The organism is Streptomyces sp. NPDC002776 (genome assembly GCF_053592195.1).
Genome location: NZ_JBSFVG010000002.1, coordinates 271,365 through 292,990 on the forward strand (window position 1 = coordinate 271,365; position 21,626 = coordinate 292,990).

Annotated in this window: 18 protein-coding genes; 9 read left to right on the forward strand and 9 right to left on the reverse strand. The window is 72.4% G+C overall.

Features of this window, described 5'->3' with window-relative positions; translation table 11 throughout:
• Positions 1 to 58: 58 nt before the first annotated feature.
• Together ACWD11_RS05380 and ACWD11_RS05385 are read right to left on the reverse strand one after the other, a co-directional pair.
• Complete coding sequence (locus ACWD11_RS05380) at positions 59 to 964, reverse strand: SDR family oxidoreductase (RefSeq protein WP_451281410.1); 906 nt, start codon at positions 962 to 964, stop codon at positions 59 to 61.
• A gap of 57 nt (positions 965 to 1,021) precedes the next feature.
• Entirely contained in the window at positions 1,022 to 1,801 is a 780-nt protein-coding gene (locus ACWD11_RS05385) for an SDR family oxidoreductase (protein ID WP_389418620.1), read from the reverse strand.
• A 53-nt stretch (positions 1,802 to 1,854) separates the two neighbouring features.
• Here ACWD11_RS05385 and ACWD11_RS05390 point away from each other — a divergent pair, with 53 nt between their 5' ends.
• From ACWD11_RS05390 to ACWD11_RS05405, 4 genes are read left to right on the forward strand one after another with little or no spacing between them, the layout of a single operon-like run.
• Positions 1,855 to 2,598 (forward strand): enoyl-CoA hydratase family protein, encoded by a 744-nt coding sequence (locus tag ACWD11_RS05390; RefSeq protein ID WP_389418619.1) that lies wholly within the window; start codon positions 1,855 to 1,857, stop codon positions 2,596 to 2,598.
• The gene (locus tag ACWD11_RS05395; protein ID WP_389418618.1) at positions 2,595 to 3,434 is read left to right on the forward strand and encodes a CoA transferase subunit A; all 840 of its coding nucleotides are present in this window, start codon (positions 2,595 to 2,597) and stop codon (positions 3,432 to 3,434) included. Before ACWD11_RS05390 ends, ACWD11_RS05395 begins: the two co-directional genes overlap by 4 nt.
• Positions 3,431 to 4,147, forward strand: coding sequence for a CoA-transferase subunit beta (locus ACWD11_RS05400; RefSeq protein WP_451281413.1), 717 nt, complete (start codon positions 3,431 to 3,433; stop codon positions 4,145 to 4,147). Before ACWD11_RS05395 ends, ACWD11_RS05400 begins: the two co-directional genes overlap by 4 nt.
• Positions 4,147 to 5,196 carry an NAD(P)H-dependent flavin oxidoreductase gene (locus ACWD11_RS05405; RefSeq protein ID WP_389418616.1) on the forward strand — a complete coding sequence of 350 codons (1,050 nt, stop codon included), beginning with the start codon at positions 4,147 to 4,149 and terminating at the stop codon, positions 5,194 to 5,196. Before ACWD11_RS05400 ends, ACWD11_RS05405 begins: the two co-directional genes overlap by 1 nt.
• Here ACWD11_RS05405 and ACWD11_RS05410 read toward each other — a convergent pair.
• From ACWD11_RS05410 to ACWD11_RS05420, 3 genes are read right to left on the reverse strand one after another with little or no spacing between them, the layout of a single operon-like run.
• Positions 5,180 to 6,337, reverse strand: coding sequence for an acetyl-CoA C-acetyltransferase (locus ACWD11_RS05410; RefSeq protein ID WP_389418615.1), 1,158 nt, complete (start codon positions 6,335 to 6,337; stop codon positions 5,180 to 5,182). The genes ACWD11_RS05405 and ACWD11_RS05410 overlap by 17 nt on opposite strands.
• 35 nt (positions 6,338 to 6,372) lie before the next feature.
• A complete protein-coding gene (locus ACWD11_RS05415; protein WP_451281415.1) occupies positions 6,373 to 6,987 on the reverse strand; it encodes a TetR/AcrR family transcriptional regulator in 615 nt (204 codons plus the stop codon).
• Positions 6,988 to 7,002: 15 nt separating this feature from the next.
• Complete coding sequence (locus ACWD11_RS05420) at positions 7,003 to 7,785, reverse strand: SDR family oxidoreductase (protein ID WP_451281417.1); 783 nt, start codon at positions 7,783 to 7,785, stop codon at positions 7,003 to 7,005.
• Between the two features lie 49 nt (positions 7,786 to 7,834).
• Between ACWD11_RS05420 and ACWD11_RS05425 the strand changes: the two genes are divergently transcribed.
• Entirely contained in the window at positions 7,835 to 8,974 is a 1,140-nt protein-coding gene (locus tag ACWD11_RS05425; protein ID WP_451281419.1) for an acyl-CoA dehydrogenase family protein, read from the forward strand.
• Positions 8,974 to 9,909, forward strand: coding sequence for an acyl-CoA dehydrogenase family protein (locus ACWD11_RS05430; protein WP_451281421.1), 936 nt, complete (start codon positions 8,974 to 8,976; stop codon positions 9,907 to 9,909). The genes ACWD11_RS05425 and ACWD11_RS05430 overlap by 1 nt, the downstream gene beginning before the upstream one ends.
• A gap of 43 nt (positions 9,910 to 9,952) precedes the next feature.
• Here ACWD11_RS05430 and ACWD11_RS05435 read toward each other — a convergent pair whose 3' ends face one another.
• Positions 9,953 to 10,681, reverse strand: a complete 729-nt coding sequence (locus tag ACWD11_RS05435) for a vWA domain-containing protein (RefSeq protein ID WP_451281423.1) — start codon at positions 10,679 to 10,681, stop codon at positions 9,953 to 9,955.
• 207 nt (positions 10,682 to 10,888) lie between these two features.
• Between ACWD11_RS05435 and ACWD11_RS05440 the strand changes: the two genes are divergently transcribed.
• A complete protein-coding gene (locus tag ACWD11_RS05440; protein ID WP_451281425.1) occupies positions 10,889 to 11,794 on the forward strand; it encodes a chitosanase in 906 nt (301 codons plus the stop codon).
• A 110-nt stretch (positions 11,795 to 11,904) separates the two neighbouring features.
• On the opposite strand, the gene ACWD11_RS05445 is transcribed toward ACWD11_RS05440, so the two are convergent.
• The 3 genes from ACWD11_RS05445 to ACWD11_RS05455 form a co-directional block, all read right to left on the reverse strand.
• A complete protein-coding gene (locus tag ACWD11_RS05445; RefSeq protein WP_389418608.1) occupies positions 11,905 to 13,368 on the reverse strand; it encodes a glutamate synthase subunit beta in 1,464 nt (487 codons plus the stop codon).
• On the reverse strand, positions 13,361 to 17,953 hold the full coding sequence (gene gltB / locus ACWD11_RS05450) for a glutamate synthase large subunit (RefSeq protein ID WP_451281427.1): 4,593 nt from the start codon (positions 17,951 to 17,953) through the stop codon (positions 13,361 to 13,363). Before gltB ends, ACWD11_RS05445 begins: the two co-directional genes overlap by 8 nt.
• 403 nt (positions 17,954 to 18,356) lie before the next feature.
• Positions 18,357 to 19,088, reverse strand: a complete 732-nt coding sequence (locus tag ACWD11_RS05455) for a VIT1/CCC1 transporter family protein (RefSeq protein ID WP_451281429.1) — start codon at positions 19,086 to 19,088, stop codon at positions 18,357 to 18,359.
• A 275-nt stretch (positions 19,089 to 19,363) separates the two neighbouring features.
• Here ACWD11_RS05455 and ACWD11_RS05460 point away from each other — a divergent pair, with 275 nt between their 5' ends.
• Positions 19,364 to 20,365: an ADP-ribosylglycohydrolase family protein gene (locus ACWD11_RS05460; protein WP_389418605.1), complete on the forward strand. Its 1,002-nt coding sequence runs from the start codon at positions 19,364 to 19,366 to the stop codon at positions 20,363 to 20,365.
• Positions 20,366 to 20,472: 107 nt separating this feature from the next.
• Positions 20,473 to 21,618: an ADP-ribosylglycohydrolase family protein gene (locus ACWD11_RS05465; protein ID WP_451281865.1), complete on the forward strand. Its 1,146-nt coding sequence runs from the start codon at positions 20,473 to 20,475 to the stop codon at positions 21,616 to 21,618.
• Positions 21,619 to 21,626 lie beyond the last annotated feature (8 nt).

Genomic DNA, 21,626 nt, shown 5'->3' on the forward strand with positions numbered 1-21,626 from the left:
GGTGGCCGGTCGGCCGCGGAACCGTGGCGACCAATCGCCGGTTGGCCGCGGGGCCGCCCTACCCCCCGTACACCGCCCCCGGCGGCTCCGCCTCCCCCAGTAGTTTCACCGCCGCCTCCCCCGCCTCCCGTGCGTCCCAGCGGGCCCCCTTGTCCGCGGTCGGGCCTCTCCGCCAGCCCTCCATCACCGTGATGCGGCCGGCCTCCGCCTCGAAGACGCGACCTGTCACTCCCGCGCTCGCGGCCGAGCCGAGCCAGACGACGAGGGGGGAGACGTTCTCCGGGGCCATCGCGTCGAAGCCCGATGCGGGGGCCGCCATGGTGTCGGCGAAGGTGCGTTCCGTCATCCTCGTGCGGGCGGCCGGGGCGATGGCGTTGACCTGGACGCCGTAGCGGCCGAGTTCGGCGGCCGCCACCAGCGTGAGCGCCAGGATCCCGGCCTTCGCCGCGCTGTAGTTGCCCTGCCCCACGGACCCCGACAGACCCGCCCCGCTGCTGGTGTTGACGATCCTCGCCGTCGGAGTGCGCCCCGCCTTGGCCTCCGCCCGCCAGTGCGCCGCCGCGTGTCTCAGCGGCAGGAAGTGGCCCTTGAGGTGGACGCGCACCACCGCGTCCCACTCCTCCTCGCCGAGGTTCACCAGCATCCGGTCCCGCAGGAACCCGGCGTTGTTGACCAGGGTGTCCAGGCGGCCGTACGTGTCCAGGGCCGTCCGGATCAGCGAGGCGGCCCCTTCCGTCGTCGCTATGTCGCCGCCGTGCGCCACCGCCTCGCCGCCCGCCGAGCGGATCTCCTCGACGACCCGCCCCGCCGGGCCCTCGGGATCCGGTGTGCCGTCGAGGCCGACGCCGAGGTCGTTGACGACCACCCGCGCCCCCTCCGCCGCGAAGGCGAGCGCGTGGGCCCGGCCGAGGCCCCGCCCGGCGCCGGTGACGACGACGACCCGCCCGTCGCAGAGTCCGGCCATCTCAGCGCCCCTTGCGGGCAGTTGCCCGCGCCGACGGCAACGATCCGCACTCTCCGCTCATCCCACGCCTCCCTCTCGACAGTCCCCCGCACCGCCATCAGCACCGTGCCCCCTCATCGCCGCATCCAGAAAACCCGGCCGCTCCCCACCCCCATGCACCTGCAGCGCCGCCCCGGTGACATACGCCGCCGCGTCCGAGGCGAGGAAGACCGCCGCCGCGCCCACGTCCGCCGGCTCGGCCAGCCGGCCCAGCGGGACCGTCCTCGACACCGCCGCGACGCCCCGCGCACCGCCGTAGTGCAGATGCGTCAGTTCGGTGCGGACCATCCCGACCACCAGCGTGTTGACCCGGACCTCCGGCGCCCACTCCACCGCCATCGAGCGGGCCAGGCTCTCCAGGCCCGCCTTGGCCGCTCCGTACGCCGCCGAACCCGGCGAGGGCCGCCCGCCGCTGACGCTGCCGATCATCACCACGCTCCCGCGGGCCCTCCGCAGCAGGCCGTACGCGGCGAGCGAGACCGTCAGCGGGGCGGTCAGGTTCAGCTCCAGCACGCGCGCGTGCCGCTCCGCGTCCGCCTCGGTCAGCAGCCGGTACGGGGTGCCGCCCGCGTTGTTCACCAGGACGTCGAGCCGGGGCAGCCCGTCGAAGAACCGACGCACCGATGCGGGGTCCCGTACGTCCAAGGGCCTGAACTCCACTCCCTCACACGGCACTTCCGGCGCCCGGCGCGCGGCCGCGACCACCTCCGCCCCCGCCGCCACGAAGGCCCGGGCGATCCCGGCGCCGACGCCGCGCGTACCGCCCGTCACGACGGCGAGCTTCCCGTTCAGCTCCATCCGCTGCTACCTTCCACCTAACAAACGTTAGGTGGAAGGTAGCTGATGCGCCCATGAGTGTCTCCACCTCGTCCCCGGAAAAGGGGATCCGCGTCGTCACGGTCGACCACCCGCCCGTCAACGCCCTCCCGGCGACCGGCTGGTTGGCTCTCGCCGACGCCGTCCGCACGGCGGGCCGCGACCCGCAGGTGCGGTGCGTGGTACTGGCCGCCGCGGGGCGGGGCTTCAACGCGGGCGTGGACATCAAGGAGATCCAGGCCCACGGCCGGACCGCGCTCATCGGCGCCAACCGCGGCTGCTACGAGGCCTTTTCGGCCGTGTACGAGTGCGAGGTCCCCGTGGTGGCGGCGGTGCAGGGCTTCTGTCTCGGTGGCGGCATCGGTCTGGCCGGCAACGCGGACGTGATCGTCGCGAGCGAGGACGCCACCTTCGGCCTCCCCGAACTGGACCGGGGCGCGCTGGGCGCCGCCACCCATCTGGCCCGGCTCGTGCCCCAACACCTCATGCGGGCGCTGTACTTCACCTCCCGCACGGCCACCGCGACCGAGCTGCACGCCCACGGCTCAGTGTGGCGGGTGGTCCCCCGCACCGAACTCCTCTGCGCGGCCCTGGAGTTGGCCGGGGACATCGCCGCCAAGGACGGCGAGCTGCTCCGTCTCGCCAAAGCGGCCCTCAACGGCATCGACCCCGTCGACGTCCGCCGCAGCTACCGCTTCGAGCAGGGCTTCACCTACGAGGCGAGCGTGAGCGGCGTCGGGGACCGGATCCGGGACACCTTCGGGGAGGCGCCCGCATGACCGACAGGCCACTGACCGACAGGACACCGGCCGACAAGACCATGACCGCCGACGAGGCCGTCTCCCGGCTGTCCGACGGCATGACCCTCGGCATCGGCGGCTGGGGCTCCCGCCGCAAACCGATGGCCCTGGTCAGAGCACTGCTCCGCACCGAGATCACCGCTCTCACGATCGTCTCCTGCGGCGGCCCCGACGTCGGCATGCTCGCCGCCGCCGGACGCGTCCGCAGGCTCGTCGCCCCCTTCGTCACCCTCGACTCCATCCCCCTCGAACCCCACTACCGCGCCGCCCGCGAACACGGCACCCTCGAACTCACCGAGGTCGACGAGGCGATGTTCCTGTGGGGCCTGCGCGCCGCCGCCCACCGGATGCCCTTCCTCCCGGTGCGCGCCGGACTCGGCTCGGACGTCATGCGGGTCAACCCGGGTCTGCGCACGGTGACTTCGCCGTACGAGGACGGCGAGACCTTCGTCGCCATGCCCGCGCTGCGGCTCGACGCCGCCCTCGTCCACGTCAACCGCGCCGACCGGTGGGGCAACGGCCAGTACCTGGGCCCCGACCCGTACTTCGACGACCTCTTCTGCACGGCGGCGGACACCGCGTACGTCTCCTGCGAGCGGATCGTCGACACCGCCGAGCTGACGAAGGAGGCCGCGCCCCAGACCCTGCTGATCGCACGGCACACCGTCACCGGCGTGATCGAGGCCCCCGGCGGCGCCCACTTCACCTCCTGCGCCCCCGACTACGGCCGCGACGAGGCCGTACAGCGGGAGTACGCGACCACGCCCTGGCCGGAGTTCGCCGAGCGGTACCTAGAGGAGGGGAGGACGGCATGACCGCCACCCGGGCCGAGTACTGCGTCATCGCCTGCGCCGAGGCCTGGCGCGGGGCGGGTGAGATCCTGGCGAGCCCCATGGGCCTGATCCCCTCAGTAGGCGCCCGTCTCGCCCGGCTGACGTTCTCCCCGGACCTGCTGCTCACCGACGGCGAGGCGATGCTCGTCCGCCCGGACGGCACCGTCGAGGGCTGGCTGCCGTACCGACAGCACCTCGCCCAGGTCACCGGGGGGCGGCGGCACGTGATGATGGGCGCGAGCCAGATCGACCGGTTCGGCAACCAGAACATCTCCTGCATCGGGGACTGGGCCAGGCCCGCGCGGCAGCTCCTCGGGGTGCGCGGAGCGCCGGTCAACACGCTGAACAACCCCACCAGTTACTGGATCCCGCGCCATTCGCGGCGGGTCTTCGTCGAGCGCGTCGACATGGTGTGCGGAGTGGGCTACGACCGTGCCGCCGGCGCCCGCCACCACCGCGTCCCGCGGGTCGTCTCCGACCTCGGCGTCTTCGACTTCGCCACCCCCGACCACTCGATGCGGCTGGCCTCGCTGCACCCCGGCGTCACCGTCGAGGAGGTCCGGGAGGCGACCGGCTTCACGCTGACGGTCCCGGACGAGGTGCCGTACACCCGTGATCCGTCTCCCGGCGAACTGCGGCTGATCCGCGAGGAGATCGACCCGGAGGACACCCGCGCGCGGGAGGTGGACCGCTGATGGAGACCGCGCTCACCCGGCTCGTCGGGGTCCGGCATCCGCTCGTGCAGACCGGGATGGGATGGGTGGCCGGGCCCCGGCTGGTCTCCGCCACCGCCGAGGCGGGCGCGCTCGGGATCCTGGCCTCCGCCACGATGAGCGTCGACCGGCTGCGCGAGGCCGTCCGCGAGGTCAAGTCCCGTACGGACGCGCCCTTCGGCGTCAATCTGCGCGCGGACGCCTCGGACGCCGCCGACCGCGTCCAGGTGATCATCGACGAGGGCGTCCGGGTCGCCTCCTTCGCCCTCGCCCCCTCCCCCGGGCTGATCGCCGGGCTGAAGGAGGCGGGCGTGCTGGTGATCCCGACCGTCGGCGCGCGACGGCATGCCGAGAAGGTCGCGGGCTGGGGCGCGGACGCGGTGATCGTGCAGGGCGGCGAGGGCGGCGGGCACACCGGCGAGGTGGCCACGACGGTGCTGTTGCCGCAGGTGGTGGATGCGGTGCGGATCCCGGTGGTGGCGGCGGGCGGGTTCTTCGACGGGCGGGGCCTGGTCGCCGCGCTGGCCTACGGCGCGGCGGGCGTCGCCATGGGCACGCGCTTCCTGCTGACCTCCGACTCGACGGTCCCGGACGCGGTGAAGGCGCGGTATCTGGCGGCGACGGTCCGGGACGTCACCGTCACCACGGCCGTCGACGGCCTGCCGCACCGCATGCTCCGTACCGACCTCGTCGAGTCGCTGGAGCGCTCCGGCCGGGCCAGGGCCCTGTTCCAGGCCGTACGGCGGGCCGCGGGGTTCCGGCGGCTGTCGGGGCTGTCCTGGCGCCGGATGATCCAGGACGGGCGCGCCCTGAAGCGGGGCAAGGACCTGACCTGGAGCCAGGTGCTGCTCGCCGCGAACACGCCGATGCTGCTCAGGGCATCGATGGTGGACGGCCGCACGGACCTCGGGGTGATGGCGTCGGGCCAGGTCACCGGAGTCATCGACGACCTGCCCTCGTGCGCGGAACTGGTGGACCGCATCATGACGGAGGCGGCGCACACCATGAGGCGGGTCACAGCCGCTCGATGACCGTCACGTTCGCCTGGCCCCCGCCCTCGCACATGGTCTGGAGGCCGAACCGGCCACCGGTGCGCTCCAGTTCGTGGAGGAGGGTGGTCATCAGGCGGGCGCCCGTGGCGCCCAGGGGGTGGCCTAGGGCGATGGCGCCGCCGTTGACGTTGACCCGGTCGGGGTCCGCGCCGGTCTCCTTCAGCCAGGCCAGGACGACCGGCGCGAACGCCTCGTTGATCTCGACGAGGTCGATCGCGTCGATGGTCAGGCCGGTCTTCTTCAGGGCGTGCGCGGTGGCCGGTATGGGCGCCGTGAGCATCCGGATGGGGTCCTCGCCGCGCACCGAGAGATGGTGCACGCGCGCGCGGGGCGTGAGCCCGTGCTCGCGCACCGCCCGCTCGGAGGCGAGCAGCAGGGCCGCCGCGCCGTCGGAGACCTGCGAGGAGCAGGCGGCGGTGATCGTGCCGCCGTCCAGGACCGGCCGCAGCGCGGCCATCTTCTCCAGCGAGGTGTCCCGGCGCGGCCCCTCGTCGGCCACGACATCGCCGTAGGCCACCAGTTCCCGGTCGAAGCGCCCCTCGTCGATCGCCCGCACCGCCCGCTCGTGGGAGCGCAGCGCGAACTCCTCCTGGGTGCGCCGGCTGATGCCCCACTTCGCGGCGATCATCTCGGCGCCGGCGAACTGGTTCACCGGCTTCGAGCCGTACCGCGCCTGCCAGCCCTCGCTGCCCGCGAAGGGGCCCTGGGTCAGCCCGAGCGGCTCGGCGGCCTGCCGGGTGGCGTACGCGATAGGGATCATCGACATGTTCTGCACCCCGCCGGCCACGACCAGCTCCTGGGTGCCGGAGAGCACGGCCTGGGCGGCGAAGTGCACGGCCTGCTGGGAGGATCCGCACTGCCGGTCGACGGTCACCCCGGGCACCTCCTCGGGCAGCCCGGCCGCCAGCCAGCAGGTCCGCGCGATGTCCCCGGCCTGCGGCCCCACGGCGTCCAGGCATCCGAAGACGACATCCTCGACGGCCGCCGGATCGACGCCCGTACGCGCCACCAGTTCCGTCAGCACCCGCGCCCCGAGGTCGGCCGGATGCACCCGGCCGAGCCCTCCCCCGCGCCGCCCCACGGGCGTACGGACCGCTTCGACGATGTATGCCTCGGCCATGACGACTCCCCAGACTTCCCGGACTTCCCAACGGGTTACGTGCGTACGGCGATCCCGTCCAGCACCATCGACAGGTACTGCCGGGCGATCTCCTCCGGGCTGTGGTGTCCGCCGGGCCGGTACCAGGACGCGGCGACCCACACCGTGTCCCGCACGAACCGGTAGGTGAGCCGGACGTCGAGGTCGGCCCGGAACACCTCGGCCGCGACCCCGCGCTCCAGCGTGGACAGCCACGCCTTCTCGAACCGGCGCTGGGACTCGGCGAGGAACGCGAACCGCTCCTGCGCCACCAGCTGCCTGCTCTCCTTCTGGTAGATCGCGACGGCGGCGCGGTGCCGGTCGATCTCCCGGAACGACTCGGTGACCAGCGCTTCGAGGGTCTCCCGCGGCCCCAGATCAGCGCCGAGAACGGTCTCATAGCCGTCCCACAGCTCGTCGAGGAAGGTGCGCAGGATCTCCTCCAGCATCGACTCCTTGGAGTCGAAGTGGTAGTAGAGGCTGCCCGCGAGCATGCCCGCGTGGTCCGCGATCTTGCGTACGGTGGTGGCGTTGTAGCCCTGCTCGGCGAAGACCTCGGCGGCGGTGTCGAGGAGTTCACGGCGCCGGGCGGGTGCGGCGGCGGTCACCTGGGGCTTCTTCTTGGTCGGCACGGATCCATTCTCGTCCTAGGCGTGCTGGCTGCTGACGGAGACGACCTCTCCGGTCAGGTACGAGGAGTAGCCGGACGCCAGGAAGACGATCGCGTTGGCCACCTCCCAGGGTTCGGCGTACCGCCCGAAGGCCTCGCGCGCGGTGAGCTCCGCCAGCAGTTCCGGCGAGGTCACCTTGGCCAGGTGCGGATGCATGGCGAGACTCGGGGCGACGGCGTTGACGCGCACCCCGTAGGCGGCCGCCTCCAGCGCGGCGCACCGGGTCAGCGCCATGACGCCGGCCTTCGCGGCGGCGTAGTGCGCCTGCCCGGCCTGCGCGCGCCAGCCCAGCACGGAGGCGTTGTTGACGATCACCCCGCCGGTCTCCCGCATCCGGCGCAGGGCGGCCCGGACGCAGCGGAAGGTGCCGCCGAGGGTGACGTCGAGGACCCGCGACCACTGCTCGTCGGTCATGTCGACGAGGGCCGACGTCCCGCCGAGCCCGGCGTTGTTGACCACCACGTCCAGCCGCCCGTGCTCCTGGACGGCGGTGTCGAACAGGGCCGTCACCTGGGTCTCGTCGGTGACATCACAGGCGACGGCCGTCACCGCCCCCGGGAACTCCCGCCCCAGCCGGGCCTCGTGCTCCGTCAGCCGCCGGACGTGCGCGTCGCTGAGGAGCACCCGCGCCCCCTCCTCCAGGAACCGGCGCGCGGTCGCCGCGCCGATGCCCGCGCCCGCGGCCGCCGTGACGACGGCGGTACGGCCCGTCAGCAGCCCGTGCCCGGGGACGTACGCCGGGCTCTCGACGCCTGTCATAGGGGCACGCTAACCTACCAAACACTTGTTAGGGAAGGAGTGGCGGCCGATGGATCTCGCGTTCACCGAGGAGGAGACCGCTCTGCGCGCGGAGGCCCGGGCCTGGCTGCGCGCGCGGGTGCCGGCCGAGCCGCTGCCGTCCCTGGAGACCGAGGAGGGCTTCGCGGCGCATCGCGCCTGGGAGGCCGAACTGGCCGGGGCCCGCTGGTCGGTGGTCGACTGGCCCGCGGAGTACGGCGGCCGGGGCGCCTCCCTCGTCCAGTGGCTGCTGTTCGAGGAGGAGTACTACGCGTCCGGCGCGCCGGGCCGGGTGACGCAGAACGGCATCAGCCTGCTCGCGCCGACGCTCTTCGACTTCGGTACGGCGGAGCAGCGGGCGCGGGTGCTGCCGCCGATGGCGTCCGGCAAGGTGGTCTGGGCGCAGGCGTGGTCGGAGCCGGAGGCGGGCTCGGATCTGGCGTCCCTGCGGTCGAGGGCCACGCGCGTGGCGGGCGGCTGGCTGCTGTCCGGCCAGAAGACCTGGTCGTCCCGGGCGGCCTTCGCGGACCGCGCGTTCGGCCTGTTCCGCAGCGATCCAAAGGCACCGAAACCCCATCAGGGGCTGACCTACCTGATGTTCGGCCTGCGCGCGCCCGGTGTCACGGTCCGCCCGATCCGCCGGCTGGACGGCAGACCGGCCTTCGCCGAGCTGTTCCTGGACGAGGTGTTCGTGCCGGACGAGGACGTGATCGGCGAGCCGGGGCAGGGCTGGCGGATCGCGATGTCCACGGCGAGCGACGAACGGGGGCTGAAGCTGCGTTCGCCGGGGCGGTTCCTCGCGAGCGCGGAGCGCCTCCACCGTCTGTGGCGGGCGCGAGGCGAACCGGAGACCGCGAGAAGAGGCGTCGCCGACGCCCTCATCGGCGCCCGCGCCTACCAGCTCTTCACCTACGCGGCCGCCTCCCGCTGCCTCGACGGCGAGCGGACCGGCCCCGAGTCCAGCCTGAACAAGGTGTTCTGGTCGGAGTACGACATCGCCCTGCACGAGACGGCGCTCGATCTCCTGGGCGAGGAGGGCGAGCTGGCGGACACGGAGTGGGCCGAGCGCTATGTCTTCGCCCTCGCGGGACCGATCTACGCCGGGACGAACGAGATACAGCGGGACATCATCGCCGAACGCCTGCTGGGCCTGCCGAAGGGACGCCGCTGATGCGCTTTCTGCCCGACGCCGAGCAGCGGGCGTTCACCTCCTCCCTGGACGCGATGCTGGGCGCGGCGGACACTGCGGCCGTCGTACGGGACTGGAGCCGGGGCGAGCACGCGCGCGGGCGGGCGCTGTGGGGCCGTATCGCCGGGGCCGGGGTGTTCGCACTCGCCGTGCCGCCGGAACAGGACGGCTTCGGTCTGCGCCCGGTCGAGCTCGCCCTCGCCTTCGTGGAGCTGGGCCGGCACGCTGTGCCCGGCCCGCTCGTCGAGACCGTCACGGCCGCCGCGCTGCTCTCGGAGCCCGAGCGGCTCGTCTCCGGGGAGATCATGGCGACGGTGGCCTGCGGGGGCCCGTGGGCCCTGGACGGGGACGTGGCGGACCTGCGGCTCCTGCTCACCCCCGACGGCCTGTTCCGCTGCCCCGGCCACGGCCCGGTCCGCCCGTCGATCGACCCCGCCCGCCGCCTCACCGCCCTGGCCGCGGGCGAACTCCTCACCGCCACCCCGGCCGCCGGACGCGCACTGGCCCTGGCCCGTCTCCTCACCGCCGCCCAGGCCCTCGGCGTCGGCCTGGCCCTCCTCGCCCGGACGGTCACCCACGTCGAGCGGCGCAGCCAGTTCGGGTCCCCCATCGGCTCGTTCCAGGCCGTCAAGCACCGGCTGGCCGACGCGAAGATCGCCCTGGAGTTCGCCCGCCCCCTCGTCCTCGGCGCCGCCCTCACCCGCACCCCCGAGGACATCGCCGCCGCCAAGGTCACCGCCTGCGAGGCGGCGTACGCCACCGCCCGTACCGCCCTCCAGCTGCACGGCGCGATCGGCTACACCGCGGAGTGCGACCTGTCGCTCTGGCTGACCAAGGCCCGCGCCCTGCGCACCGCCTGGGGCGGCCCGGACGAGTGCCGGGCCGCAGTCCTGGGTGGGGGTGCCCGCCGCCGGTGACCTCCCCGTGGATCCCGGGCCGCCTGGGCGCCCCGGCGTCGGTTCAGGCGCGCGGCGGGACGATCCCCTGGGCCCGCGCCGCCACCAGCCACTTCGGGAACTCCCCCACCAGGCGGTCGTACAGGTCGGCGTCGGAGACCTTGCGCGGATCCTGCCCGGCGTGGAAGAAGCCGGCGTTGTCGACGGCCCGCTTGTCCGGCACGGACAGCTCGTCGAGCTTGCGCAGATACTCGAACTGCCGGCTGGAGGGGTCCCCGAAGCCGATGAACTGCCAGAACAGCGGCAGCCGGGCCGCCTTGCACAGATACCGTTCCGCGGCGAGCTTGTTGATCGGGCCGCCGTCGGTCTGGAAGACCACCAGGGCGGGCTCCCGCGAGCCGCTGTCCAGGTAGTGGTCGATCACGGCGTCCATGGCGAGGTGGTAGCTGGTCTTGCCCATGTGCCCGAGCCCGGCCACGATCCGCTCGATCCGCCCCTGGTGATCGGCGAGGGCGATCTCGGTCTGGGCGTCGACGTCGGTGGAGAAGAACACCACCGGCACCCGGCCGTCGTCGTCGAGGTGCGCGGAGAGCCCGAGCACCCGGTCGGCGAGCGCCTGCACACTGCCGTCCTTGTAGTACGGCTTCATGGAACCGGAGTAGTCGACCACCAGGTAGACCGCGGCCCGCAGCCCGTCCAGACCGTGCTTGGCCAGCGACACCCCGGCGCTCTTGTACAGGCTGACCAGCGCGGGCGCGGTCTCCTCCACCTTGCTGAGACTGATCGCCGCCATCGGCTTCCCCCTTGACTCGACCGACCGGCTGCCGAGATTACGTCACACTTGACCCGCCTCTCCCGGCATCCACACCTGTTGGTTATTTTGTACGCCGCCGTCCCCACCGGCTCACCCACCGTCCCATTGCCTTTCGAGGAGCCGGCTTGAAACCCCAGTCCAGCGTCACGACCTGCTGTCGCCGTCGCGCACAGGGGGAGGACTGAAGTGAGACGCACCGGAATCCTGGCGTTCGCGGCCGTGCCCGTCGCGCTCACGGCGGCGGCGTACTTCCTGATGCCCACCGACTCCGCGCAGAGCCCGGCGAAGCCGCCGGTCTCGGCCGCCCAGCTGGCCCGCGAGGAGGCCAAGGAGCGGGCCGAGACCGAGCGCGCCGCGGACGAGAAGATGCTCGCGAGCCTGCCGCCGGGCCTCGCCGCCCCGGCGAAGAAGGAGCTGGCCCTGCAGATCGCGGCGACGGCCGAGTTCTCCAGCCTGAACTGGCGCCTGGGCTACGGCAGCGTCGAGGACAACGGCGACGGATGCGGCTACACGGCCGGCATCATCGGCTTCTGCACCGGCACCCACGACCTGCTCGCCCTCGTCGAGCGGTACACCGGGGCGCACCCGGACAACGGCCTGGCCCGCTACCTGCCCGCCCTGCGCGAGGTGGACGGCACCGACTCGCACGAGGGCCTGGACCCGGGCTTCCCGACGGCCTGGAAGGCGGAGTCGAAGAAGCCGGCCTTCCGCACCGCCCAGGACCAGGAGCGCGACCGCGTCTACTTCAACCCAGCGGTCCGCCTCGCCAAGCTCGACGGCCTGGGCACGCTGGGGCAGTTCGTCTACTACGACGCGATGGTCCTGCACGGCCCGGACCCGAGCCCCAACGGCTTCTACGGCCTGCGCGAACGCGCCCTGAACGAGGCGAAGCTGCCGTCGAGGGGCGGCTCGGAGAAGGCGTACCTCGACATCTTCCTGGACATCCGCAAGCAGGCGATGCAGCGCAAGAAGTCCACCGCCGACACCAGCCGGATCGACACGGCCCAGCGGGAGTGGCTCCACGACGGCAACATGGAGCTGCGGACCCCCCTGGAGTGGCGCATGTACGGGGACCGGTACCAGGTGTCCTGAGAAAGGCGGCGGCGCCTGCCCCGTCGTCCGGTCGGGGACAAAGGGCAGGCGCCGTCTGTGTTCCGTACGCCTTTGTACGGGACGTTTCTCGAACGGTCCTCGACGGACCGTCAGACCATCAGGGCCCGGTCGGTCGGGCGGATCGGGGCCGGCAGGTCGCTGGCGCCGGTCAGGAAGCGGTCCACGCCACGGGCGGCGGAGCGGCCCTCGGCGATGGCCCACACGATCAGCGACTGGCCGCGGCCCGCGTCACCGGCGACGAACACACCCGGCACGTTCGTCTGGAAGTCGGCGTCGCGGGCGATGTTGCCGCGCTCGTCGAGCTCCAGGGCGAACTGCTCCACCAGGCCGTTCTCCCGGTCGGTGCCGGTGAAGCCCATGGCGAGGGTGACCAGCTGGGCGGGGATCTTCCGCTCGGTGCCCGGCTTCGGGGTCAGCCTGCCGTCGATGAACTCCACCTCGGTGAGGTGCAGCCACTGCACGTTGCCGTCCTCGTCGCCCTCGAAGTGGGTGGTGGAGACGGAGTAGACCCGCTCGCCGCCCTCCTCGTGCGCGGAGGTGACCTTGTACAGCAGCGGGAAGGTCGGCCACGGCTGGGAGACGGCGTCCCGCTCGTCGTTCGGGCGGGGCATGATCTCCAGCTGCGTCACCGAGGCCGCGCGCTGGCGGTGGGCGGTGCCCACGCAGTCGGCGCCGGTGTCACCGCCGCCGATGACGACGACGTGCTTGCCCTCCGCCGAGATCGGCGTGGTGACGTAGTCGCCCTCCTGCACCTTGTTGGCCAGCGGCAGGTACTCCATGGCCTGGTGGATGCCCTTCAGCTCCCGGCCGGGGACGGGCAGATCGCGGGCGGTGGTGGCACCGGCGGCGATGACGACGGCGTCGTACCGCTTCTTCAGGTCGGTCGCCTTGAGGTCGCGGCCGATCTCGATGCCGGTACGGAACCGGGTGCCCTCCGCGCGCATCTGCTCGATACGGCGGTTGATGTGCCGCTTCTCCATCTTGAACTCGGGGATGCCGTACCGCAGGAGTCCGCCGATCCGGTCCGCGCGCTCGTAGACGGCGACGGTGTGACCGGCCCGCGTGAGCTGCTGGGCGGCGGCCAGGCCCGCCGGGCCCGAGCCGATGACCGCGACCGTCTTGCCGGACAGGCGCTCGGGGGCCTGCGCGGCGACGTCACCGGTCTCCCACGCCTTGTCGATGATCGAGACCTCGACGTTCTTGATGGTGACGGCCGGCTGGTTGATGCCGAGCACACACGCCGACTCGCAGGGCGCCGGGCAGAGCCGGCCGGTGAACTCGGGGAAGTTGTTGGTCGCGTGCAGCCGCTCCTGCGCAGCCGACCAGTCCTCGCGGTAGGCGTAGTCGTTCCACTCCGGGATCAGGTTCCCGAGCGGACAGCCGTTGTGGCAGAACGGGATGCCGCAGTCCATGCAGCGGCTGGCCTGCTTGCTGATGATCGGCAGCAGGGAGCCGGGGACGTAGACCTCGTTCCAGTCCCGCAGCCGCTCCTCGACCGGGCGGGACGTGGCGACCTCGCGGCCGTGGTTGAGAAAGCCCTTGGGATCAGCCATTGGTCGCCGCCTCCATCATCTTCTCGGTGATCTCGGTCTCGGAGAGACCGGCTCGCTCGGCGGCGTCCTTGGCGGCGAGCACTGCCTTGTACGTGCTGGGGATGATCTTGCTGAAGCGCTGCACGGACGTGTCCCAGTCGGCGAGCAGCTTCTCGGCGACCGTCGAGGCGGTCTCCTCGGCGTGGCGGCGCACCACGTCGTGCAGCCACTGCCGGTCGTCGTCCGACAGCGCCTCGATCGCGTCGAGGTTGCCGACGTTGACGTTGTCGCGGTCGAGGTCGATGACGTAGGCGACACCGCCCGACATGCCGGCCGCGAAGTTGCGGCCCGTCTCGCCGAGCACCACCGCGTGACCGCCGGTCATGTACTCGCAGCCGTGGTCGCCCACGCCCTCGGAGACGACGGTCGCGCCGGAGTTGCGGACGCAGAACCGCTCACCGGTCCGGCCGCGCAGGAACAGCTCGCCGCCGGTCGCGCCGTACGCGATGGTGTTGCCCGCGATCGTGGAGAACTCGGCGAGGTGGTCGGCGCCCCGGTCGGGACGGACGATCACCCGGCCGCCCGAGAGGCCCTTGCCGACGTAGTCGTTGGCGTCGCCCTCCAGGCGCAGCGTGACACCGCGCGGGAGGAAGGCGCCGAAGGACTGGCCGGCCGAGCCGGTGAAGGTGATGTCGATGGTGTCGTCGGGCAGGCCCGCGCCACCGAACTTCTTGGTCACCTCGTGGCCGAGCATGGTGCCGACCGTGCGGTTGATGTTGCGGATGGCGACCTGGGCGCGCACCGGCTGGGCGTCGGTGGCGGAGTCCGCGGCGAGGGCATCGGCGGCGAGCTTGATCAGCTCGTTGTCGAGCGCCTTCTCCAGGCCGTGGTCCTGCTCGATGACCTGGTGCAGCGGGGTGCCCTCGGGCAGTGCCGGCACGTAGAACAGCGGGGACAGGTCCAGGCCCTGCGCCTTCCAGTGGTCGACGGCGCGGCTCACGTCGAGCGCCTCGGCGTGGCCGACGGCCTCCTCGATGGAGCGGAAACCCAGCTCGGCGAGGATCTCGCGGACCTCTTCGGCGATGAACCGGAAGAAGTTCACGACGTACTCGGCCTTGCCGGAGAACCGGTCGCGCAGGGTCGGGTTCTGGGTGGCGATGCCGACCGGGCAGGTGTCCAGGTGGCAGACGCGCATCATGACGCAACCGGAGACGACGAGCGGCGCGGTCGCGAACCCGAACTCCTCGGCGCCGAGCAGCGCGGCGATGACGACGTCACGGCCGGTCTTCAGCTGGCCGTCGGTCTGCACGACGATGCGGTCGCGCAGACCGTTGAGCAGCAGGGTCTGCTGGGTCTCGGCGAGGCCCAGCTCCCAGGGGCCACCGGCGTGCTTCAGCGACGTCAGCGGCGAGGCGCCGGTGCCGCCGTCGTGGCCGGAGATCAGCACGACGTCCGCGTGCGCCTTGGACACACCCGCGGCGACCGTGCCGACGCCGACCTCGGAGACCAGCTTCACGTGGATCCGCGCCTGCGGGTTCGCGTTCTTCAGGTCGTGGATCAGCTGGGCCAGGTCCTCGATGGAGTAGATGTCGTGGTGCGGCGGCGGGGAGATGAGCCCCACGCCCGGCGTCGAGTGACGCGTCTTCGCGACCCACGGGTAGACCTTGTGGCCGGGCAGCTGGCCGCCCTCGCCGGGCTTGGCACCCTGGGCCATCTTGATCTGGATGTCGTCGGCGTTGACCAGGTACTCGGAGGTCACACCGAAGCGGCCGGAGGCGACCTGCTTGATGCTGGACCGGCGCGCCGGGTCGTACAGCCGGTCCGCGTCCTCGCCGCCCTCACCGGTGTTGGACTTGCCGCCCAGCTGGTTCATGGCGATGGCGAGGGTCTCGTGCGCCTCCTTGGAGATGGAGCCGTACGACATGGCGCCCGTGGAGAACCGCTTGACGATCTCGGAGACCGGCTCGACCTCGTCGACGGAGATCGGCTGACGGTCCGACTTGAAGCCGAACAGGCCGCGCAGCGTCATCAGGCGCTCGGACTGCTCGTTCACGCGGTCGGTGTACTTCTTGAAGATGTCGTAGCGCGCGGTGCGAGTCGAGTGCTGGAGGCGGAAGACCGTCTCCGGGTCGAACAGGTGCGGCTCGCCCTCCCGGCGCCACTGGTACTCGCCGCCGATGTCCAGCGCGCGGTGCGCCGGGGCGATGCCCGAGGCGGGGTACGCCTTGGCGTGCCGGGCGGCGACCTCCTTGGCGATGACGTCGATGCCGACGCCGCCGATCTTGGTGGCGGTGCCGTTGAAGTACTTCTCCACGAAGGCCTGGTCGAGACCGACGGCCTCGAAGACCTGGGCGCCGCGGTAGGAGGCGACGGTGGAGATGCCCATCTTCGACATGACCTTCAGCACGCCCTTGCCCAGGGCGTAGATCAGGTTGCGGATGGCCTGCTCGGGCTCCATGCCGGGCAGGAAGGTGCCGGCGCGGACCAGGTCCTCCACCGACTCCATGGCCAGGTACGGGTTGACCGCGGCGGCGCCGAAGCCGATGAGCAGGGCGACGTGGTGGACCTCGCGGACGTCACCGGCCTCGACCAGCAGGCCCACCTGGGTGCGCTGCTTGGTGCGGATGAGGTGGTGGTGGACGGCCGCGGTGAGCAGCAGCGAGGGGATCGGCGCGTGCTCGGCGTCGGAGTGGCGGTCCGACAGGACGATCAGGCGGGCGCCGTTCTCGATGGCCGCGTCGGCCTCGGCGCAGATCTCCTCGATGCGCGCGGCGAGGGCGTCGCCGCCGCCGGAGACCCGGTACAGGCCGGAGAGGGTCGCGGCCTTGAAGCCGGGCATGTCGCCGTCGGCGTTGATGTGGATGAGCTTGGCCAGCTCGTCGTTGTCGATCACCGGGAACGGCAGGGTGACGGTGCGACAGGAGGCGGCCGTCGGCTCCAGCAGGTTGCCGGCCGGGCCCAGCGAGGAGCGCAGCGAGGTCACCAGCTCCTCGCGGATGGCGTCCAGCGGCGGGTTGGTGACCTGCGCGAACAGCTGGGTGAAGTAGTCGAAGAGCAGCCGCGGGCGGTCGCTCAGCGCGGCGATCGGCGAGTCGGTGCCCATCGAGCCGATCGGCTCGGCGGCGGCCTTGGCCATCGGCGCCAGGATGATCCGCAGCTCCTCCTCGGTGTAACCGAAGGTCTGCTGGCGGCGGGTGACCGAGGCGTGGGTGTGCACGATGTGCTCACGCTCGGGCAGGTCGGACAGCTCGATCTCGCCGGCTTCCAGCCATTCCGCGTACGGCTTCTCCGCGGCGAGCTGGGCCTTGATCTCGTCGTCCTCGATGATGCGGTGCTCGACGGTGTCGACGAGGAACATCTTGCCGGGCTGGAGGCGGCCCTTGCGGACGACCTTCGCGGGGTCGATGTCCAGGACGCCGACCTCGGAGCCGAGGACGACCAGGCCCTCGTCGGTGACCCAGTAGCGGCCGGGGCGCAGACCGTTGCGGTCCAGCACCGCGCCGACCTGGCTGCCGTCGGTGAAGGTGACACAGGCCGGGCCGTCCCAGGGCTCCATCATCGTGGAGTGGAACTGGTAGAAGGCGCGCCGGGCCGGGTCCATGGAGTCGTGGTTCTCCCACGCCTCCGGGATCATCATCAGCACCGAGTGCGGCAGCGAACGGCCGCCCAGGTGCAGGAGTTCGAGCACCTCGTCGAAGGAGGCGGAGTCGGAGGCGTCGGGCGTGCAGACCGGGAAGACGCGGTCGAGCTCGCCCTCGCCGAACAGTTCGGAGACGAGCTGCGACTCACGGGCCCGCATCCAGTTGCGGTTGCCCTTGACGGTGTTGATCTCGCCGTTGTGCGCGACGAAGCGGTACGGGTGGGCGAGCGGCCACGACGGGAAGGTGTTCGTGGAGAACCGGGAGTGCACGAGCGCGATCGCGGAGGCGAAGCGGCGGTCGGACAGGTCCGGGAAGAAGGGCTCCAGCTGGCCGGTGGTCAGCATGCCCTTGTAGACGATCGTGCGGGCGGACAGCGACGGGAAGTAGACGCCGGCCTCGCGCTCGGCGCGCTTGCGCAGCAGGAAGGCCTTGCGGTCGAGGTCGATGCCCTGGGCGACGCCGTCGCCGACGAAGATCTGCCGGAAGGCGGGCATCGTGGAACGGGCGGTGGCGCCGAGCAGGTCGGGCGCGACGGGAACCTCGCGCCAGCCCAGGACGGTGAGGTCCTCCTCGGCGGCGATCGTCTCGATCCGTGAGACGGCGTCCTCGATGCCGTCCACCGGCAGGAAGGCGATACCGACGGCGTACGCACCGGCCGCGGGCAGCTCGAAGCCGGCCACCTCGCGGAAGAAGGCGTCCGGGACCTGGGACAGGATGCCCGCGCCGTCACCCGAGTCGGGCTCGGAGCCGGTGGCACCGCGGTGCTCCAGGTTGCGCAGAACGGTGAGCGCCTGCTCGACCAGCGCATGGCTCGCCTCGCCGGTGAGGGTGGCCACGAAGCCGACGCCACAGGCGTCGTGCTCGTTGCGGGGGTCGTACATACCCTGCGCAGCAGGGCGAGCATCCATGAAGGACCAGTTCTGGCCATTCGCGGAATGCTGGGACGGCTGGCGCGGCGTACGCATCGGCTCTCCCGTCGTCGTCAGTGGCATGTGGCTGGTGCCGAGGGACGACGTTGGCCCTCTGCGGATGATCCGCGCCGAGATACGCGCTGAGATCAAAATTTCGTGCAGGTTACATGATGGAGCGATTCTCGGGAACCGGATACTCCGTTCCAGCATGCGGGACGCCGCGGGGGTGACGGCAGGGCCGCGATCAGCGGCCGGAAGTGATGGGGACCGACAGGGACAAGATCGATCAGATCGGTGTCCGTCGGGCGGCGGCGAGGAGAGCGTCGTCGCCCACCTCGCACAGGTGCGCGGCAGGCACCATTGCCCACAGCGCTTACGGGTCATGCCCGGTGGTTAAGCGTTCGAAACCAGCGAGTAACGGGTACTTATGCGACCCCTCGCATAAGTACCAGTCGCGCTATCCTACGGCCGTTCCGAACAGACTGCCCAGGGCGTACGTCACACCGGCCGCCGCACCACCCAGGGCGAGCTGCCGCACACCGCTGTACCACCAGGTCCGCGCCGTCACCTTGGCCACCACGGCACCGCAGGCGAAGAGCCCGAAGAGGGCCAGCAGCACGGCGGGCCACAGCGCGGTCGCCCCCAGCAGATACGGCAGTACGGGCAGCAGGGCGCCCAGCGCGAAGGCGCCGAAGGACGACACGGCCGCGACGCCGGGCGAGGGCAGGTCGCCCGGATCGATCCCGAGCTCCTCACGGGCGTGTATCTCCAGGGCCTGCTCGGGGTCGCGGGAGAGCTGCCGGGCGACCTCCCGGGCCAGCTCGGCGTCCACCCCGCGGGCCCGGTACAGCGCGGCCAGCTCGGCCTCCTCGTCCTGCGGATGCTTGCGCAGCTCGCGCCGCTCGACGTCCAGCTCGGCCTCGACCAGCTCGCGCTGCGAGGCGACGGAGGTGTACTCGCCTGCGGCCATGGAGAAGGCACCGGCGGCCAGGCCGGCGAGCCCGGTCAGCACCACCGTCTGATGGCTGACCTGACCGCCGGCGACGCCGGTCATCAGAGCGAGGTTGGAGACGAGTCCGTCCATGGCACCGAAGACGGCGGGGCGCAGCCAGCCGCCGTTCACATCGCGGTGCGTGTGGTTGTCCCGGTGCGCCTCGTGCAGCGCCGCCTCGGTCTCGATGATGGCCATGCGAGCAATCCCCCTGGAGCTTAGGAAAGGCTAAGTTTGGACAAGTTCCATTCTTCGACAATCCCAAATCTACGCTGTTCATTCCCTTGCCGCCAGCAAGGAAAGGCTGATCTAACCTGCGGCTTTGCAGTTTCGCGCTCATTCGATAGATAGCCCGCACAGATGTCGACCGGGTGACGCTGGGACCCGGAAGGCTCTCCCGGCCCCCTCCCGTGGGACACATCCGCCAAGTGGCTCCGCGCCCTGTGCGGACGCCCCCGGAGGAGAGGCCGCGTATGGCATCGATCGCCTGCATCCCCTCGGTTCCGGCGCCGGGGGACGCCGCCGAACTCCGCGACCGGGCGCGCGGCGCGCTCCTGGGCCTGGCGGTGGGCGACGCGCTGGGCGCCCCCGCGGAGAACATGAAGCCGTCGGAGATCCGGGCCCGCTGGGGCCGCATCACGGGCTACGTCACCGACACCCCCGCGGGCACCGACGACACGGAGTACGCGCTCTTCTCCGGCCTGCTGCTGGCCCGCCACGGTTCGGCGCTCACGCCCGCGCACGTGGACGCGGCGTGGCACGAACTGATCGCGGACCGCGAGGAGGGGCAGTTCCGCGGCGCCGGCTTCAGTGAACGCGGCACCCTGGAGAACCTGCGCCGCGGCCTCGCGGCCCCCATCTCCGCCCAGCACCGGCACGCCTGGAGCGACGGGCTGGCGATGCGCGCGGCGCCCTTCGGCGTCTTCGCCGCGGGCCGCCCGGCCGAGGCGGCCCGCCTGGTGGCCATCGACGGGTCGGTGAGCCACGACGGGGAGGGCATCTACGGCGGCCAGGCGGTGGCGGCGGGCGTGGCGGCGGCGATGGCGGGCGCCCCCACGATCGCGGTGGTGGCATCGGCGCTCGCGGTGGTCCCCGACGACTCCTGGACGGCCCGCTCACTGCGCCGGGCGGTGGCGGTGGCCCACCGGGGCGAACGGGCGGTCCGTTCCGCGGTGGTCATCGGCGGCTACCCCTGGACCGACCTGGCCCCGGAGGCGGTGGCGCTGGCCTTCGGCGCCTACGCGGCGGCGGACGGCGACTTCGTCCACTCCGTCCTGACGGCGGTGAACATGGGCCGCGACGCGGACACGACCGCGGCGGTGGCGGGCGCGCTGGCGGGGGCGACGCAGGGCGCCGCGGCGATCCCGGCGGAGTGGGCGGCGGCGATCGGCCCGGCCCGCGGCAGCTGCCTGCCGGCGATGCGCGGCCACCACGTACTGGATGTGGCGGATCTGTTGTCGGAGGTACCGAAATGATGCTCAACCCAGCCCGTCCGGCGTTCGAGGACGAGGCCTTCGCAGGGCCATCGGGGGTGCCGGGGACGGAGCCCCCGGGCGGGCTCGAAGGGACCGCGCCCCTGGGGATGGGGCGGGTGGCCACGGCGGAGGTGACAGGCCCCCGCCGGACCGAGGGCCTCCTGCTCGGCCTGGCCGCGGGCGACGCCGCCGGCTGGCCCGCCGCCCGGCACCGAGCCGTCCGCATGCCGGAGTGGACCCGCCGCCTCACCCGCGAACTCGACACCTTCGCCGAACAGAACGCCACCACCACCCTCCCCGTCCCCATCGCCCTCAACCAGCCCTCCGAACCCCTGCGGCTGGGCCCCTCCGACGACGCGGAATGGGCCGCCTTCGCCGCGGAAGCCGTCCTGCGCGCCGGCGACGACGCCGCCCTCGGCGACCTCAGCCGCCACCGCCGTATGCGCGCGGCCATCGACCTCACCTGGAACGCCGTGGCCAGTGAGGTGGCCGCGGCGGCGGACCGCGCCCCCGAGATCGAGTCCGCGGTCCTCCCGCTGCGCGCCCGCATCTCCGTCCGCGCGGGACTCGGCAACCTCGCCACCGGCCTGCGCCCGCCCGCCACCGGCCACGACAACCCCCACTTCTTCGACGACGCCGCCTGCATCCGCGCCTGCGTCCTCGCGGTGGCCCACCCCGGCGACCCCCGACTCGCCGCGGAACTCGCCGAGTTCGACGCCCGCTACACCCAGGACGGCGACGGCGTCCACGGTGCCCGCGCCATGGCCGCGGCCCTCGCCCTGGCCCTGTCCGGCGCCGGCACCGACGCCTGCGTCACCGCCGCACTCGCGGAACTTCCGGCCGGGACCGAGATCGGCCGCAACGCCCGGCACGCCCTCGCCCTCGCCCGGGACACCGACAGCGCCTTCGCCCTCATCCCCCAGCTGGAGCACCAGATCGTCGACCACGTCTACAGCTACGGCATCGCCGCCGCGGAGACCGTCCCCGTGGCGCTCGCCCTGGCCACCGCCGCCCAGGGCCGGATCGCCGAGGCGGTCCCCGCCGCCGCCTGTCTGTCCCGGGTCGCCGACTCCGCCCCCGCCCTCGTCGGCGCCCTCACCGGCGCCCTCGGCGGCGGCGCCGCGATCCCCGCCTCCTGGCGCGACGCCTGCCGCACCCTCTCCGGCTGCGCCCTCCCCCGCCTGACCGGCACCGACCTCGTGGAACTCGCCGAACTCCTCGAAGCCGCGCAACCGGCCGGGGCAGGAGGATGATGCGGCAC

Excerpts from the sequence above, each read along its gene's own strand:
- ACWD11_RS05435 (WP_451281423.1), bottom strand. The coding sequence starts at position 10,681 with ATGGCGGCGATCAGTCTCAGCAAGGTGGAGGAGACCGCGCCCGCGCTG.
- ACWD11_RS05405 (WP_389418616.1), top strand. The coding sequence starts at position 4,147 with ATGGAGACCGCGCTCACCCGGCTCGTCGGGGTCCGGCATCCGCTCGTG.
- ACWD11_RS05455 (WP_451281429.1), bottom strand. The coding sequence starts at position 19,088 with ATGGCCATCATCGAGACCGAGGCGGCGCTGCACGAGGCGCACCGGGAC.
- ACWD11_RS05410 (WP_389418615.1), bottom strand. The coding sequence starts at position 6,337 with ATGGCCGAGGCATACATCGTCGAAGCGGTCCGTACGCCCGTGGGGCGG.
- ACWD11_RS05445 (WP_389418608.1), bottom strand. The coding sequence starts at position 13,368 with ATGGCTGATCCCAAGGGCTTTCTCAACCACGGCCGCGAGGTCGCCACG.
- ACWD11_RS05385 (WP_389418620.1), bottom strand. The coding sequence starts at position 1,801 with ATGGAGCTGAACGGGAAGCTCGCCGTCGTGACGGGCGGTACGCGCGGC.
- ACWD11_RS05400 (WP_451281413.1), top strand. The coding sequence starts at position 3,431 with ATGACCGCCACCCGGGCCGAGTACTGCGTCATCGCCTGCGCCGAGGCC.
- ACWD11_RS05460 (WP_389418605.1), top strand. The coding sequence starts at position 19,364 with ATGGCATCGATCGCCTGCATCCCCTCGGTTCCGGCGCCGGGGGACGCC.
- ACWD11_RS05395 (WP_389418618.1), top strand. The coding sequence starts at position 2,595 with ATGACCGACAGGCCACTGACCGACAGGACACCGGCCGACAAGACCATG.
- ACWD11_RS05430 (WP_451281421.1), top strand. The coding sequence starts at position 8,974 with ATGCGCTTTCTGCCCGACGCCGAGCAGCGGGCGTTCACCTCCTCCCTG.
- ACWD11_RS05425 (WP_451281419.1), top strand. The coding sequence starts at position 7,835 with ATGGATCTCGCGTTCACCGAGGAGGAGACCGCTCTGCGCGCGGAGGCC.
- ACWD11_RS05380 (WP_451281410.1), bottom strand. The coding sequence starts at position 964 with ATGGCCGGACTCTGCGACGGGCGGGTCGTCGTCGTCACCGGCGCCGGG.
- ACWD11_RS05465 (WP_451281865.1), top strand. The coding sequence starts at position 20,473 with ATGGGGCGGGTGGCCACGGCGGAGGTGACAGGCCCCCGCCGGACCGAG.
- gltB (WP_451281427.1), bottom strand. The coding sequence starts at position 17,953 with ATGCGTACGCCGCGCCAGCCGTCCCAGCATTCCGCGAATGGCCAGAAC.
- ACWD11_RS05390 (WP_389418619.1), top strand. The coding sequence starts at position 1,855 with ATGAGTGTCTCCACCTCGTCCCCGGAAAAGGGGATCCGCGTCGTCACG.
- ACWD11_RS05420 (WP_451281417.1), bottom strand. The coding sequence starts at position 7,785 with ATGACAGGCGTCGAGAGCCCGGCGTACGTCCCCGGGCACGGGCTGCTG.